We start from the raw sequence: 13,764 nt of genomic DNA on the forward strand, positions 1-13,764 counted from the left end.
GAAAGGCTGGGGTATCCATGATGGTAGACCTCAAGGTGATGGCCTACTTCAAGATTAGCCTTTCAACACGTAATTGGGACAGAGCCAAAAAGAAGGGAGGCCAAAGCCTCCCTTCTTTTTGCTGAATGATGCGAAAAAACCATCAGCTCTGCAGCAGCTGGCTGCGGATAAATTGCCACTGATCTTCGAAACCGGCGGTCGGCTTGAGCTTGAACTCGGAGCGCACGAACTGGCTGATGCGGCCTTCGGTGTAGGCCAGCAGCAGATTGGCCAGCATAGTCTCGTCGAGCTGGAAGCCCTGACCTTCGCGTAGCCGCTTTTCGCGCAGCACCTGCTTGATCTGGGTCTCCAGCTTGTCGAACAGGATGCTGATGCGATCCCGCAGCCGATCGTGCTCACCCAGCAAGGCGTCGCCATTGAGGATGCGGGTGATGCCGGGATTGCGCTCGGCGAACACCAGCAGCAGCTGCAGGATATGGTGACAGCGCGCCATGGTGTCCTTCTCTTCCGCCATGATCAGATTGACCCGTGACAGCAGGGAATCCTCGATAAAGTCGATCAGCCCCTCGAACATCCGCGCCTTGCTGGGAAAATGTCGATAGAGGGCTGCTTCAGAGACGCCGACCTCGGCCGCCAGACGGGCCGTGGTGATGCGCTGACCCGGACTGGTTTCCAGCATATGGGCGAGCGCCTGCAGGATCTGATCGCGCCGACTCTGTTTCTGATTACTGCTTGCCATGGATTCCCCTAAAAAAAGCAATGGCTTGATTCTATTATTAAGCACCGCCCATCGGGCTGGTGTGGTCTGTTATTGGCGACCAGAAGAACCAAAACCGCCTTCACCCCGTTCGCTCTGATTGAACTCATCGACCAGTTGGAAGCTGGCCTGAACTACCGGCATGATCACCAGCTGGGCGATGCGCTCGCCGGGTTGCATGGTGAACTCATCCTTGCCGCGGTTCCAGACCGAGACCATCAGCTGACCCTGGTAATCGGAATCGATCAGACCGACCAGGTTGCCCAGCACGATGCCGTGCTTATGGCCGAGACCAGAGCGGGGCAGAATGGTGGCACACAGACCCGGATCCTGGATGTGAATGGCCAGACCGGTCGGCACCAGAGTGGTATCACCCGGAGCCAGAGTCAGCGGCGCATCCAGCAGTGCGCGCAGATCCATGCCGGCAGAGCCGGGAGTGGCGTAGGCGGGCAGCGGGTACTCGGTACCGATACGGGCATCCAGAATCTTCAGTTCAATTTGTGTAGTCATGAATCGCTTTTTCAGTTGGATCTTGTATTGGCGCCCCTCTTGGCAAGGCGGGGCGCCGTGAGTCTTGTTCTTTCGGGACGCTTAGTGCCGGTAGTGGCGCGCAATCAGGGCGATCAGGTGACGGGCCAGCGTCAGCTTGTCGGCCAGCGGCAGCGGGGCCTGGCCCCCTTGCCAGAACACGGTCAGGGCGTTGTCATCGGCGTTGAAGCCTTGCCCCTCGCGGGACACATCGTTGGCGGCGATCATGTCCAGCCGCTTACGCTGCAACTTGTCGAGGGCGTATTGTTCCACATCCACGGTTTCGGCGGCAAATCCGACGGTGAAGGGTTTGTCTGAAAGGGCACCGACGGACGCGATAATGTCGGGATTTTTCACCAGCTTCACCACCATCTGGTCGTTGTCGCCGGTCTTCTTGATCTTCTGACTGGCGGCCTGCTCGGGGCGATAGTCGGCCACCGCCGCGCAGCCGATGAAGAGGTCGCACTCGCCGACCCGGCTCATCACCGCCTGATGCATCTGCTCGGCGCTCTCCACATCGATGCGGGTGACGCCAGCTGGTGTAGCCAGCGTTACCGGGCCGCTCACCAGCGTCACCTCGGCGCCCGCTTCACGGGCAGCGCGAGCGATGGCGTAACCCATCTTGCCGGAGCTGTGGTTGCTGATGTAGCGCACCGGATCCAGCGCCTCGCGGGTTGGACCTGCGGTGAGCAGCAGCTTGACGCCTGCCAGCAAGGGCTCGGCGACCAGTTGCTGGCAGCAGCGCTCCACCAGTTCGAGAGGATCCAGCATCCGGCCCGGGCCCACATCGCCACAGGCCTGGCTGCCGGCATCCGGCCCCCACAGCAGAATGCCGCGGCTGGCCAGGGTCTTGAGATTGGCCTGTGTGGCCGCGTTGAGATACATCTGCTGGTTCATGGCAGGTGCCAGCGCGATGGGCGCCGGAGTGGCCAGACAGAGGGTGGTCAGCAGTTCGTCGGCCATGCCTGCAGCCATCCGCGCCATCAGGTTGGCGCTGGCGGGGGCGATCAGTACCAGATCGGCCCACTTGGCCAGCTCGATATGACCCATGCCCGCCTCGGCAGAGGGATCCAGCAGGCTGTAGGCCACCGGATGACCGGAGACCGCCTGCAGGGTCAGCGGGGTGATGAACTCCTTGGCGGAGCGGGTCATTACCACCCGCACTTCGGCGCCCTGATCTTTCAGGCGGCGTACCAGCTCGGCACTCTTGTAGGCGGCGATCCCGCCACTGACACCCAACAGGATGCGTTTATCGGCCAATCTCATCTGCTGTTTCTCTATCCGGCTCATTCTGACTGGTCGGCTAAGATACCACACGCAATGGATGACGACAGGGGTTGGCATCAAGGGGTGTGGTCGGGCGCGCGCAATTTTTTGCTATGTTTTTTCTCAACAGGGATGAGGGAGAGACAAATGAGCATCAAAGAGTGGCCGGAAGATGAACGCCCCAGAGAGAAGTTGCTGCGTCAGGGGCCTGCTGTGCTCTCCGATGCCGAGCTGCTCGCCATCTTTTTGCGCACTGGCGTGAATGGCCTGAGTGCAGTGGATCTTTCACGTAATCTATTGAATCAATTCGGCTCTTTGCGCAGCTTGCTGGGCGCGGATCAGCGGGCATTCTGCGAGGCGCACGGCCTTGGCCCGGCCAAATATGCCCAGTTGCAGGCGGTGCTGGAGATGGCCAGACGCCATCTGGCCGAGCAGCTGCAACGGGGCGATGCCCTCACCTCGCCCCAGCTGACCCGGGACTATCTGCAGGCCCAGCTGCGGGATCGGCCCCGCGAGGTGTTTGCCCTGCTGCTGCTCGATAATCAGCACAGAGTCATTCAATTTGTTGAGCTTTTTTTCGGCACCATCGATTCGGCAAGCGTCTGGCCAAGAGAAATCGTGCAGATCGCGCTCAAACATAATGCAGCCGCTGTGATTCTGGCGCATAATCACCCGTCCGGCGTCGCCGAGCCCAGTAGGGCCGACCGCCAGATCACGGATCGGATCACGGCCGCTTTGGCCCTGATCGATATCAGAGTGCTGGATCACTTGGTGATCGGTGATGGCATCACGGTTTCTTTTGCCGAGCGCGGTTGGCTATAACTGTGCTCTGGCACCGTATTAGTTGATCTTTGATCACGGATGCTGTATAAAATGCCGCCTTCTGTTTGCCCCGCAATCGAAGGCCAGCGGGGCAGATATTTGCTCGAGCAATGAAGTAAGATTTGGAGAGACTGACATGTCTAGAGTATGCCAAGTAACCGGCAAGCGCCCGGCAGTTGGTAACAACCGTTCGCACGCTAACAACGCCACCAAGCGTCGTTTCCTGCCGAACCTGCACACTCACCGTTTCTGGGTTGAGAGTGAAAAACGCTTCGTAAGCCTGCGCGTATCCGCAAAAGGCATGCGTATCATCGACAAGCGTGGCGTTGAAGTGGTTCTGGCTGAACTGCGCGCCAGCGGTGTTAAGGTATAAGGAATTAGATCATGGCTAAAGGTATTCGCGAGAAAATTCGCCTGAACTCCAGCGCCGGTACTGGTCACTTCTATACCACTACCAAAAACAAGCGCACCATGCCCGAAAAAATGGAGATCAAAAAGTTTGATCCCGTTGTTCGTCAGCATGTGATCTACAAGGAAGGCAAAATCAAGTAATTACTTGATGCTGCATTCCCAAAAACCCGGCTTCGTGCCGGGTTTTTTTATGCGCCGAATTCAGTACACTGCCGGTTCAAAGGGAGGCTTGCCATGTTCAAATTGAGCCGCAAAGGCTGGAATAACGTGATCATTGTGGTGGTGCTGATCGTGATCACCCTGTTGCATCGTATGGAGACTGCCCAGCAGGAGAACAGCGCCAAGCGGGCTCGCCCCTTGCTGCCGGATGCGTCTGTGGTGCTCACCTGGCAGGGACCGAGCTGGCAGATTGAGCGGATTGGTCAGGGCTGGCGCAGCATGCCGGATCTGGGGCTCGACACGGCGCAGCTGGATGCCCGTCTGGCGCGCTGGCAGAGCTGGTTGCTGCCCCCCGGCGAGGTGGTGCGCGGTACCCCGGTGACCATCAAGGTGTGGATTGCCGGCCAGAGCGATCCGGTCGAGATCGGCCTCTATCAGAACAGCGGCCAATATGGCGCTCAGCTGCCCTCCGGTCTCTGGCTCGCCCTCACTGCCGAGCAGTATCGCGATCTGCTGCGTCCTGCCCCCTGAGTTCCTTTTCCTTGCGAGGTGCCCATGCCTGAATTGCCAGAAGTTGAAGTCAGTCGTCAGGGGATCTCACCCTGGCTCACCGGTATCAAGGTGACGCGCGTGGTGGTGCGGGATGGCCGCCTGCGCTGGCCGATCCCCGGTGAGATTCAGGAGCTGGTGGACCTCACCATCCATCGGGTGCGTCGCCGCGCCAAATACCTGCTGCTGGAGACCGATTTCGGCACCGCCATCCTTCATCTGGGGATGTCCGGCAGCCTGCGGGTGCTGGATATCGGCACGCCAGCCGAGAAGCACGACCACGTGGATATCGAGCTGGAGAATGGCAAGCTGCTGCGGCTCAACGATCCGCGCCGCTTTGGCGCCCTGCTTTGGACCCGGGAACCGGCCGAAGCCCATGCGCTGCTCGCCAAGCTGGGGCCCGAGCCGCTCACCGATGCCTTCAGTGCTGATTACCTGCGTGAGCGCGCCAAGGGACGCAGCACCGCCATCAAACAGTTCCTGATGGACAATCAGGTGGTGGTCGGGGTGGGCAACATCTACGCAAACGAGGCGCTCTATGCCGCCGGCATTCACCCCAAACGGGCGGCGGGCAATATCAGCGCCGAGCGGCTGCGAACCCTGGTGGCCGAGATCAAGCGGGTGTTGGCCGAGGCAATTCGCCAGGGCGGAACCACTCTCAAGGATTTCACCAGTGCCGATGGCAAGCCGGGCTATTTCGTGCAGCAGTTGCAGGTTTATGGCCGTGGCGGTCAGCCCTGTTTCCACTGTCACACCCTGCTGACCGAGACAAGAATGGGCCAGCGCACCACGGTTTTTTGCAGTCATTGCCAGCTCTGAGCGCACTTTTTGCCCCGATCCGGGGGAAGTTGTAACAGCGTATTTCCACTCTGTTGAAGATTTGCACAGCTGTCACTAGTATCCCGACCGTTCAGGCGGTTTGAGAATATAAAAATGACAGTTAAATCAATAGACTGGGAATATTTATCCCGGCAGGAGCGCTATTGCGCAAAATCCATGGCCCGCTTCCTCTATCCCGAGGGATGTGACCGGAAAACCTTCAATCGCGGCAAGTTCGTGCTGCGCAGCCTGCTCTATCGCAAGTCGCTGAGGCGGGTCTTCAGCCTGTTTCAGTGCGACTCGCTCAAGGCGCTGCCAGCTGTCTATCCCGAGCTGCTCGACAAGCCGATGCGACCCTATCGCTTCGCCTGTGCCAGCGCCCGTGAGCGGGCCGAGATGCTGGAAAATCACTATCGGTTGCTGCTGGAGTGCTACCCGCAGCTGATCGACCCCCTCTATCTGGGCGAGGGGATCGCGCTGGGGCACTATCCACAGAGCGGCTGCCGCATTCTGCTGCGCCACGATGGCACCTTCCGCCGCGAGGCCGAGCTGGCGCTCTCCATCGTCAACGGCGAGGGGCAGCGCCTCTACAGCTGCGCCTTTTCGCTGGCGGGCAGTGCGGATCGTTTGATTCTGATGATCGGCTCCATGCAGGGGCCGGAGCCTGCAGTCGACAATGCCCAGGAGCGGGTGCGCGAGCTGACCAAAGAGGGGCACGGCCTGCGGCCCAAATCCCTGCTGGTGCAGCTGGTGCTGCAACTGGCGCAGGCCATGGGGGCGGCAGAGGTGCTGGCGGTGCGCAAGCGGGCCCACGTGTTTCAGGCCAAGCGCTACAGCAGCAAGCAGAAAGCCAACCTGCAGGCCGATTACGACGAGCTGTGGCAGGAATTCGACGCCCGGGATGTGGATGCCAACTTCGTCGCTCTGCAAGCCCAGCCGCGCAAGCCGCTGGAGGAGATCGCCTCCAAGAAGCGGGCTATGTATCGGCGCCGCTACGAGTGGCTCGATCTGCTGGTGCAGGAGATGAATGAGCGGTTTGCCCGTCAGTAACCGGCAAGCAGGCTGACCTCTCTATAGCAAGAGAGATACAACAAGGGCTACCCGTGGGTAGCCCTTGTTCGTTGTTGCCGTCGGGAATGGCGAGTGTAGAAAGGGATCACCCTTTCTGTTTGGCGGCGATGGCTTGGGCCACCACGGGATCGACAAACTGGCGGATGTCGCCACCGTGCAGCGCCACCTCTTTCACCAGAGTGGAGGAGATAAAGGAGTTCTCCTCTGCCGGGGTGAGGAAGACGCTTTCCAGCTCCGGCATCAGGCGGCGGTTCATATTGGCCAGCTGGAACTCGTACTCGAAGTCGGAGACGGCGCGCAGGCCGCGGATCAGCACGTTGGCCTGATGCTCTTTGGCAAAATCGACCAGCAGGCCGGAGAAGCCCACCACCTTGACGTTGGGAAGCGTGCTGGTCACTTGCTGGACAAGCTGGACACGTTCTGCCAGATCGAACAGCGGGCGCTTGCTCGGGCTGTTGGCGACCCCGACCACCACCTCGTCAAACAGCTTGGCGGCCCGGCCGATGAGATCGGCGTGGCCATTGGTAACGGGATCAAAAGTCCCGGGATAAATTACCCTGGTAGTCATCTTTGCGGTCCTGCAACCTGGAAATTTGGTCGCATTATAAGGTCGTCGCTTGAGAATAGCAGTGCATCAGGCAAGAATACGCCATCGCGCATCAAGCCTCCTTGCATTGGTGACAGGGAGCAAAGGGATTTTTTATGAAACGTATTCTGGTCGTTCGCAATGACAAGATTGGTGACTTCATGCTGGCGTGGCCTAGCTTCGCCATGCTCAAAGGCTCCATGGAGTGTCATGTGACTGCCCTGGTTCCGGCCTACACGGCGCCGCTGGCACGGCTCTGCCCCTGGATTGACGAGGTGATCATCGATCCGGGCGTGCGGGCCGACAAGGAGCAACAGCGGGCACTGCTGGCGCGGATCAAGGCGGTGGCGTTCGACGCGTCCATCTGCCTCTTCTCCAACTCCCGCAACGCCATGCTGGTGTGGAAGGCACATATCCCTTACCGGCTGGCCCCGGCGACCAAGCTGGCGCAGGTGCTCTACAACCAGCGACTGGTGCAGCGTCGCTCCCGCTCCCAGAAACCGGAGTCCGAGTACAACCTGGAGCTGATCCGCCGCTTCCTGGCCGATCAGCAGGTGGCCGTGGTGGAGCCCAATACCCCCTTCCTGCAGTTCGATGACGAGACCCTGCTACAGGTGCGCGAGCAGTTGGCACTCAAGCTCAAGCTCGATGCCAGCCGCCCCTGGCTGATGGTGCATGCCGGTAGCGGCGGTTCGGCCAACAACCTCTCCATCGAGCAGTATGCCCGCATCATCATCAAGCTCAATCAGGCCTGCCCCGAGCTGCAGTGCGTGCTCACCGCAGGCCCGGGCGAGGAGAAGATGGCCGAACAGCTGGCGGCCGAGCTGCTGGCCCACGGGGGCAACGGCTGGATCTACCGCTCCAGCGACGGTCTGCCGATGTTCTGTCAGGTGCTGGCTAACGCCGCCCTGTTCGTTGCAGGCAGTACTGGCCCGCTCCATATCGCCGGCGCGCTCGATGTGCCGACCATCGGCTTCTTCCCGATGCGCCGCTCCGCTACCCCGCTGCGCTGGAAGCCCCTCAACAGCGAAGGGCGTCACCTTGCCTTCAGCCCGCCTGAGGATAGCGACCATCCTGAGGATATGAGCCAGCTCGATCCCAAGACCATGGTGCCGGTGATGGCCCGCTGGGCGGCGCCTTTCTGGCGCAAATAACGTATGCAGCAATGCAAACAGGGCCCCGCGGGGCCCTGTTTCGTATGACGGTTATTCCGGCTGCTGCGGTTGCTGGCGCACCCAGAGGTCGGCGTATTTGACGAAGGTGGAGTGGGCGGAGAGGATCGCCAGCAGCAGCCCCTGCTTGCCGTCGAGGAAGCCCGCTTTGAGCAGGTACATCTTGAGGAAGCAGCCGACCGCGTGAATCAGCCCCTGACTGAGAGAGCCCTTCTTGCCGCGGGCGGTGCGCTGATCGGCCCAGGCGCGGGCATAACCGGCGGATTTGACCAGATAGTGCTCCAGATCCCGATAGGTGAAGTGGAGCAGGTCGCCATGAATATTGACGATCTTCATGTTGGCCCGCACTTCAACCTTCTCGTGCACCAGCGCCTCGTTGTAGCTGGTGAGTGCCTTGGGATAGAGGCGCAGCACCCGATCCGGATACCAGCCACTGTGGCGGATAAAGCGGCCAAACACCCAGGAGAGGCGCGGGATCGAGTAGATGGTATCGCTGGCCGGATTGGCCATCACGTTGGCGATGGCGGTTTTCAGCTCGGGGGTGAGCCGCTCGTCGGCATCCAGCCACAGTACCCAGTCGGATTGCACGTGGGATTGGGCCAGTCGGCGCTGTTTGCCAAAACCCGGCCACTTGGCGTTGACGAAGAAGCGGGCGCCAAACTCGGCGGCAATGGCCGGGGTCTCGTCCTGACTGCCGGAGTCCAGAATGACGATCTCGTCCACCAGTCCGTCGAGGGAGGCGAGGCACTTGCGCAGGTTGTCGGCTTCATTCTTGACGATCAGAACGGCAGCCAGAGTCGGTTTTTTCACGAAATGGGGCTCACGGTTATTGCCCGGCTGGCGGGTCGAATGCGTATTGATGGGCCATTCTAACGGAAAAACGGGTCAAAGAGAGAGCCGCCATTGCCCGTTTCTATCAGCTGTTTGCCTGCTCGGCTGGCGTTGCATCTCTTCAGAAGACCTGTGGAAAAATGAGACGGCAGGGGGGATTGCCAAGGATCTTCTGTTATTTATCCAGTCATTCTTGGGGCATAATCTCGCCCAGTGATGATTAACTGCCGGGCCAGTCCCGAGAGAAGACGCGTGATGAAAATATTGGTGATCGGCCCCTCCTGGGTCGGCGACATGGTGATGTCCCAGAGTCTCTACAAGGCGATCAAGGCCAACCATCCGGAGTGCGAGCTGCACGTGATGGCCCCCGCCTGGTGCTGTGCCCTGCTGGAGCGGATGCCGGAGGTGGACAAGGCGATCACCATGCCCCTTGGCCACGGTGACTTCAAGCTGGTGGCGCGCCGCCGCCTCGGCAAGCAGCTGGCAGCCGAGAAGTACGATCAGGCCATCGTCCAGCCCAACTCCATGAAGTCGGCGCTGATCCCCTGGTTTGCCCGCATTCCGGTGCGTACCGGCTGGAAGGGCGAGAGCCGCTACGGTCTGCTCAACGACCTGCGCAGCAACAAGTCCGCCTTCCCGCTGATGGTGGAGGGCTATCTGGCGCTCGCCTATCCCAAGGCGCAGATGAAGAGCCGGGCCGATATTCCGACCATTCCGCATCCCTCTCTCCACGTCGATCTGGTCAACCAGAGCAAGGCGCTGGAGCGACTGGGGCTGGATCGCGCCCGCCCGGTGCTGGTGCTCTGCCCCGGTGCCGAGTTTGGCCCGGCCAAGCGCTGGCCGGAGGGGCACTACGCCGTGGTGGCCCAGCAGCATCTGGACGAAGGGTGGCAGGTGTGGATCTTCGGCTCCAACAAGGATGTGCCGGTAGCCAATACCATCCGGGATCGGGTCAACCTGCTGACTCGCCCCAACTGCCACGTGCTGGCGGGCAAGACCAGCCTGCACGAGGCGATCGATCTGATGGCGCTGGCCAGCCGGGTTATCTCCAACGACTCCGGCCTGATGCACATCGCCGCCGCCCTCAACCGGCCGCTGGTGGGCGTCTATGGCTCCACCTCGCCGCTCTACACCCCGCCGCTGGCGGATCGGGTCGAGATCGTTCACACCGACATCGAGTGTCGCCCCTGCTTCAAGCGCACCTGCAAGTTCGGCCATCTCAAGTGCCTGATCGACCTTGCGCCGGAGCAGGTGGTCGATGCCTGCAAGAAGCTGGAGCAGAGTCAGTAAGATGCCCTACCGTTTGCTCTACAACCTGCTGATCCATCTGGGATTGCCGCTGGCACTGCTGGCCCTCTACAAGCCGAAGAAAGGCAAGCCCGGCTTTGGCAAGCGCTGGGCCGAGCATCTCGGGCGGCTGCCCGCCACCGGACAGGATGCGCCGCTCTGGATCCATGCGGTGAGCGTGGGGGAGACGCTGGCCATCACGCCGCTCATTCGCGCTCTCAAGGCGGAGCGGCCCGATCTGCCGATCCTGCTCACCACCACCACCCGCACCGGCGCCGATCAGGCTGCCAAGCTGGGGGATCTGGTGATCCATCGCTACGCGCCGCTCGACTACCCCTGGGCCATTGCCGCCTTTCTCGACACCTTCAAGCCGCGCGCGCTCTGGGTGATGGAGACCGAGTTATGGCCGAACTGGCTGGCCGCCTGCGAGGCGCGCCACCTGCCGGTGACCATCATCAATGCCCGCCTCTCCGAGCGATCCTGCCAGCGTTATGCCCGCTTCCACGGTGCTTTCGACGCCCTGAGCCGGCCGCTGACCCATCTGCTCTGCCAGCATCAGGATGATGCCGACCGCTTCGCCCGCCTCGGCATCGATCGTTCGCGGCTGGCGGTGACCGGCTCCATCAAGTTCGACATCCAGTTTGGTGACGAGGTGCAGGCCAAAGGTCGTGCCCTGCGCCAGCAGCTGGGGGCGGATCGGCCGGTCTGGATCGCCGCCAGTACCCATCAGGGTGAGGATGAGCAGGTGCTGGCCGCCTTCGATCTGCTGCTCAAACGCCATCCCGACGTGCTGCTCATTCTGGTGCCACGCCACCCCGAGCGGTTCGACCGGGTGGCCGAGCAGTGTGCCCCTTACGGCTGCGTGCGGCGCACTGATGGTGCTGCGGTGAGTGCGGAGGATAAGGTCTATCTCGGCGATACCATGGGCGAGCTGCCGCTGATGCTGGCGGCGGCCGATGTGGCCTTTGTTGGCGGTAGTCTGGTGAAGATCGGCGGTCACAACCTGCTGGAGCCGGCAGCCCTCGGCAAGCCTTGCCTGACCGGCCCTGCCTACTTCAACTTCAGCGATATCACCCGCCAGCTGGTGGCTCAGGGTGGCGCCGCCATCGTGGCCGATGCCGCCGAGCTGGGCGAGCGGGTGAGCCAGCTGTTTGCCGACGAGAGCACCCGCCGCGAGATGGGCGAGCAGGCCCGCGCCGTGGTGCTGCGCAATCAGGGAGCGCTGGCGCGCACCCTCTCTCACTGCCTCGCTGCGCTGGAAGACGACTGAGTTTCAGTCTTTCATACAGCCCGCCATCCATCATCGATGGCCGGCCATAAAAAAACGGAGCGCGATGCGCTCCGTTTTGTTTTTGGCAGTGGCCGGGATTAGCGAACGATCAGCCCCAGCAGGATGCCGACCACACCGAAGTCGGAGTCGCTGAAGGTGGTGTTGGCGAAGCCGAGGTCGCCCAGCACCGGCAGCAGGAACACCGGCAGAATGGTGAGCAGCAGCAGGCCGTTGGCGAAGGAGCCCAGGATGGCGCCGCGACGACCACCAGTGGCGTTGCCGAAGACCCCGGCAGCGGCGCCGACGAAGAAGTGCGGTACCACGCCCGGGATGATGACTGTCAGGCCCATGGCGTAGAGCAGCGCCATCCCCACCAGACCGGCGGCAAAGCTCGACAGGAAGCCGATCAGCACGGCGTTGGGGGCATAGGGGAAGACGATGGGGCAGTCGAGTGCCGGCTTGGCGTTCGGCACCAGCTTGTCGGAGATCCCCTTGAAGGCCGGAACGATCTCGGCGATGACCATCCGCACACCTTGCAGGATGACGTAGACACCGGCGGCGAAGGTGATGGACTGCATCAGGGAGAACATGAACCAGTGCTTGCCCTTGGCGACGCTGGAGACAAACTCGGGGCCAGCGAAGGCGGAGGTCACCAGGAAGATGATGCCCATGGTGAAGGAGATGGCCACTGGGGTATCGCGCAGGAACAGCAAGCTCTTGGGTACCTGCACATCTTCGCAGCTGTGGGCCTTGTTGCCGAACTTGGCGCCGATCAGGGCGGAGAGCACGTAGGAGCAGGTGGAGAAGTGGCCCAGCGCCACGTCATCGGAGCCGGTGATCTGCTTCATGAAGGGGTGGGCGATGGCCGGGAAGAAGACCATGGCGACACCGACCACCAGACTGCCCACCGCGATCAGCGGCACGCCGCTCATACCGCCGGCAGAGAGGATCACCGCCACCATCATCGACATGAACAGGGTGTGGTGACCGGTCAGGAAGATGAATTTCCACGGGGTCAGACGGGCGATCAGGATGTTCACCAGCATGGCGAAGAACATGATCATCGCCATCTCCTTGCCAAACGAGGTCTGGGCGATGGAGACGATGGCCTCGTTGTTGGGGACGACCCCCTTGATGCCGAAGGCGTGCTGGAAGATGACGGCAAAGTCACCCAGCGAGTTGATCACCAGGGTAGCACCGGCCCCCAGAATGACGAAACCCATGATGGTCTTGACCGTGCCCTTGATGCACTCGGTCACCGGTTTCTTCTGGGCAATCAGGCCGATAAGCGCGATCAGGCCGACCAGCACAGCGGGCTCGGACAGCACGTCAAACATCAGAAAGTTGAAAAATTCCATGGTCAGCTCCTGGCAATGGAAGATGCGGCCCGCAGGCCGCATGGAGGATCCTTAGAGGGCGCCCAGTTCGCGCAGGGCGATGGCGAGCTTCTCTTTCATCGCGGCCTTGTCGACCATGTTGTCGAGGGCCACCAGACGGCCGTTGACGCCCATGCTCTGTAACTGCTCGGCGATGTCGCGGGTGGCGACAAAGATCTCGGCGCTTTCACTACCGGCGGAGGCCAGATCGCGGTGATCCACCTCGGCGGTGACTGCCAGCTCTTTCAGGATGCTCTTGATGCTCATCTCCATCATCAGGCTGGTGCCCAGACCGTGACCGCATACAACCAGAATTTTCATTGTCTCTTCCTCTGTCAGGTGCGCCGTGGCGCAGATCAGTAGCGCGCCAGAATGCGCAGAATGTCGTCTTTGGTGTCGGCCGCGATAATGGCCGCCACGTCCTCTTCATTCATAAACAGCTCGGCCAGCTGGGCGATGGTCTCCACGTGGGAGTTGCTGTCGCTGGCGGCTAGGGTGATCAGCAGCTGGATCGGGTCGTTACCCTCGGAGTCGAAGTTGACCCCCTGCTTGATGACGGTCAGACCCAAACCCAGCCGGTTGACTCCGTCCTCGGGACGAGCGTGGGGCATCGCCAGACCGGGGCCCAGCACGTAGTAGGGGCCGAGCTCGTCATGAGAGCGAAACAGTGCTGCCACGTAGGAGGGCTCGATGGTGCCATTGGCCAGCAGGGGCGCCGTGGCCAGTTCGATGGCGTGGCGCCAGTCGCGGGCTGCGGGTTCGATGCGGATGACATCCTCGGTCAGCAGTTGAGTCAGCATGGTGGTGATCCGGCTAGTTAAGATGGCGCCAATCTATCGATCTTGCGGTGGTGAAACTGT

Annotated in this window: 17 protein-coding genes; 9 read left to right on the forward strand and 8 right to left on the reverse strand. The window is 61.4% G+C overall.

The features are described 5' to 3' along the window. Positions 1-142 precede the first annotated feature (142 nt). The 3 genes from slmA to coaBC all read right to left on the reverse strand — a co-directional run bounded on the left by slmA (position 143) and on the right by coaBC (position 2,551). Positions 143-739: a nucleoid occlusion factor SlmA gene (gene slmA, locus AB5Y85_RS14220; RefSeq protein WP_005339495.1), complete on the reverse strand. Its 597-nt coding sequence runs from the start codon at positions 737-739 to the stop codon at positions 143-145. Positions 740-808: 69 nt separating this feature from the next. Continuing rightward, positions 809-1,267, reverse strand: a complete 459-nt coding sequence (gene dut, locus AB5Y85_RS14225; protein ID WP_005339498.1) for a dUTP diphosphatase — start codon at positions 1,265-1,267, stop codon at positions 809-811. A gap of 81 nt (positions 1,268-1,348) precedes the next feature. After that, complete coding sequence (coaBC, locus tag AB5Y85_RS14230) at positions 1,349-2,551, reverse strand: bifunctional phosphopantothenoylcysteine decarboxylase/phosphopantothenate--cysteine ligase CoaBC (protein ID WP_368221614.1); 1,203 nt, start codon at positions 2,549-2,551, stop codon at positions 1,349-1,351. A gap of 147 nt (positions 2,552-2,698) precedes the next feature. Here coaBC and radC point away from each other — a divergent pair, with 147 nt between their 5' ends. From radC to AB5Y85_RS14260, 6 genes are all read left to right on the forward strand, one after another. Continuing rightward, on the forward strand, positions 2,699-3,373 hold the full coding sequence (gene radC / locus AB5Y85_RS14235; protein ID WP_047434157.1) for a DNA repair protein RadC: 675 nt from the start codon (positions 2,699-2,701) through the stop codon (positions 3,371-3,373). A 136-nt stretch (positions 3,374-3,509) separates the two neighbouring features. Then, positions 3,510-3,746, forward strand: coding sequence for a 50S ribosomal protein L28 (gene rpmB / locus AB5Y85_RS14240; RefSeq protein WP_005307492.1), 237 nt, complete (start codon positions 3,510-3,512; stop codon positions 3,744-3,746). Positions 3,747-3,757: 11 nt separating this feature from the next. Then, positions 3,758-3,925: a 50S ribosomal protein L33 gene (rpmG, locus tag AB5Y85_RS14245; RefSeq protein WP_005307500.1), complete on the forward strand. Its 168-nt coding sequence runs from the start codon at positions 3,758-3,760 to the stop codon at positions 3,923-3,925. A gap of 93 nt (positions 3,926-4,018) precedes the next feature. After that, positions 4,019-4,474: a hypothetical protein gene (locus AB5Y85_RS14250; protein ID WP_139438964.1), complete on the forward strand. Its 456-nt coding sequence runs from the start codon at positions 4,019-4,021 to the stop codon at positions 4,472-4,474. A gap of 24 nt (positions 4,475-4,498) precedes the next feature. Then, positions 4,499-5,311, forward strand: a complete 813-nt coding sequence (gene mutM / locus AB5Y85_RS14255; protein ID WP_368221616.1) for a bifunctional DNA-formamidopyrimidine glycosylase/DNA-(apurinic or apyrimidinic site) lyase — start codon at positions 4,499-4,501, stop codon at positions 5,309-5,311. Between the two features lie 114 nt (positions 5,312-5,425). Further along, entirely contained in the window at positions 5,426-6,361 is a 936-nt protein-coding gene (locus tag AB5Y85_RS14260; RefSeq protein ID WP_368221618.1) for a VirK/YbjX family protein, read from the forward strand. Positions 6,362-6,467: 106 nt separating this feature from the next. Here the strand turns inward: AB5Y85_RS14260 and coaD are convergent, their stop codons facing one another. Then, positions 6,468-6,950 (reverse strand): pantetheine-phosphate adenylyltransferase, encoded by a 483-nt coding sequence (gene coaD, locus AB5Y85_RS14265; protein ID WP_040069411.1) that lies wholly within the window; start codon positions 6,948-6,950, stop codon positions 6,468-6,470. A gap of 134 nt (positions 6,951-7,084) precedes the next feature. Here coaD and AB5Y85_RS14270 point away from each other — a divergent pair, with 134 nt between their 5' ends. Continuing rightward, a complete protein-coding gene (locus AB5Y85_RS14270; RefSeq protein ID WP_236290192.1) occupies positions 7,085-8,122 on the forward strand; it encodes a glycosyltransferase family 9 protein in 1,038 nt (345 codons plus the stop codon). Between the two features lie 51 nt (positions 8,123-8,173). Here AB5Y85_RS14270 and AB5Y85_RS14275 read toward each other — a convergent pair whose 3' ends face one another. Beyond that, a complete protein-coding gene (locus AB5Y85_RS14275; RefSeq protein ID WP_005339515.1) occupies positions 8,174-8,950 on the reverse strand; it encodes a glycosyltransferase family 2 protein in 777 nt (258 codons plus the stop codon). 276 nt (positions 8,951-9,226) lie between these two features. Between AB5Y85_RS14275 and waaF the strand changes: the two genes are divergently transcribed. After that, a complete protein-coding gene (gene waaF, locus AB5Y85_RS14280; RefSeq protein ID WP_139406842.1) occupies positions 9,227-10,261 on the forward strand; it encodes a lipopolysaccharide heptosyltransferase II in 1,035 nt (344 codons plus the stop codon). 1 nt (position 10,262) lies between these two features. Further along, the gene (gene waaA / locus AB5Y85_RS14285) at positions 10,263-11,528 is read left to right on the forward strand and encodes a lipid IV(A) 3-deoxy-D-manno-octulosonic acid transferase (protein WP_257687726.1); all 1,266 of its coding nucleotides are present in this window, start codon (positions 10,263-10,265) and stop codon (positions 11,526-11,528) included. 98 nt (positions 11,529-11,626) lie between these two features. On the opposite strand, the gene AB5Y85_RS14290 is transcribed toward waaA, so the two are convergent. Genes AB5Y85_RS14290 through AB5Y85_RS14300 form a run of 3 tightly spaced genes read right to left on the reverse strand, consistent with a single transcriptional unit; the run spans position 11,627 to position 13,704 of the window. Beyond that, complete coding sequence (locus AB5Y85_RS14290) at positions 11,627-12,886, reverse strand: PTS ascorbate transporter subunit IIC (RefSeq protein WP_005357405.1); 1,260 nt, start codon at positions 12,884-12,886, stop codon at positions 11,627-11,629. 51 nt (positions 12,887-12,937) lie between these two features. Next, complete coding sequence (locus AB5Y85_RS14295; RefSeq protein WP_257687725.1) at positions 12,938-13,225, reverse strand: PTS sugar transporter subunit IIB; 288 nt, start codon at positions 13,223-13,225, stop codon at positions 12,938-12,940. 35 nt (positions 13,226-13,260) lie between these two features. Further along, on the reverse strand, positions 13,261-13,704 hold the full coding sequence (locus tag AB5Y85_RS14300; RefSeq protein ID WP_257687724.1) for a PTS sugar transporter subunit IIA: 444 nt from the start codon (positions 13,702-13,704) through the stop codon (positions 13,261-13,263). Positions 13,705-13,764 lie beyond the last annotated feature (60 nt).

This window comes from Aeromonas sp. R3-1, assembly GCF_040908345.1.
Lineage (GTDB): Bacteria > Pseudomonadota > Gammaproteobacteria > Enterobacterales > Aeromonadaceae > Aeromonas > Aeromonas veronii.

What these genes read in the sequence shown, in the direction of transcription:
- slmA (WP_005339495.1), bottom strand. Translation starts at nt 739, where the DNA reads ATGGCAAGCAGTAATCAGAAACAGAGTCGGCGCGATCAGATCCTGCAG.
- dut (WP_005339498.1), bottom strand. Translation starts at nt 1,267, where the DNA reads ATGACTACACAAATTGAACTGAAGATTCTGGATGCCCGTATCGGTACC.
- coaBC (WP_368221614.1), bottom strand. Translation starts at nt 2,551, where the DNA reads ATGAGATTGGCCGATAAACGCATCCTGTTGGGTGTCAGTGGCGGGATC.
- radC (WP_047434157.1), top strand. Translation starts at nt 2,699, where the DNA reads ATGAGCATCAAAGAGTGGCCGGAAGATGAACGCCCCAGAGAGAAGTTG.
- rpmB (WP_005307492.1), top strand. Translation starts at nt 3,510, where the DNA reads ATGTCTAGAGTATGCCAAGTAACCGGCAAGCGCCCGGCAGTTGGTAAC.
- rpmG (WP_005307500.1), top strand. Translation starts at nt 3,758, where the DNA reads ATGGCTAAAGGTATTCGCGAGAAAATTCGCCTGAACTCCAGCGCCGGT.
- AB5Y85_RS14250 (WP_139438964.1), top strand. Translation starts at nt 4,019, where the DNA reads ATGTTCAAATTGAGCCGCAAAGGCTGGAATAACGTGATCATTGTGGTG.
- mutM (WP_368221616.1), top strand. Translation starts at nt 4,499, where the DNA reads ATGCCTGAATTGCCAGAAGTTGAAGTCAGTCGTCAGGGGATCTCACCC.
- AB5Y85_RS14260 (WP_368221618.1), top strand. Translation starts at nt 5,426, where the DNA reads ATGACAGTTAAATCAATAGACTGGGAATATTTATCCCGGCAGGAGCGC.
- coaD (WP_040069411.1), bottom strand. Translation starts at nt 6,950, where the DNA reads ATGACTACCAGGGTAATTTATCCCGGGACTTTTGATCCCGTTACCAAT.
- AB5Y85_RS14270 (WP_236290192.1), top strand. Translation starts at nt 7,085, where the DNA reads ATGAAACGTATTCTGGTCGTTCGCAATGACAAGATTGGTGACTTCATG.
- waaF (WP_139406842.1), top strand. Translation starts at nt 9,227, where the DNA reads ATGAAAATATTGGTGATCGGCCCCTCCTGGGTCGGCGACATGGTGATG.
- waaA (WP_257687726.1), top strand. Translation starts at nt 10,263, where the DNA reads ATGCCCTACCGTTTGCTCTACAACCTGCTGATCCATCTGGGATTGCCG.
- AB5Y85_RS14290 (WP_005357405.1), bottom strand. Translation starts at nt 12,886, where the DNA reads ATGGAATTTTTCAACTTTCTGATGTTTGACGTGCTGTCCGAGCCCGCT.
- AB5Y85_RS14295 (WP_257687725.1), bottom strand. Translation starts at nt 13,225, where the DNA reads ATGAAAATTCTGGTTGTATGCGGTCACGGTCTGGGCACCAGCCTGATG.
- AB5Y85_RS14300 (WP_257687724.1), bottom strand. Translation starts at nt 13,704, where the DNA reads ATGCTGACTCAACTGCTGACCGAGGATGTCATCCGCATCGAACCCGCA.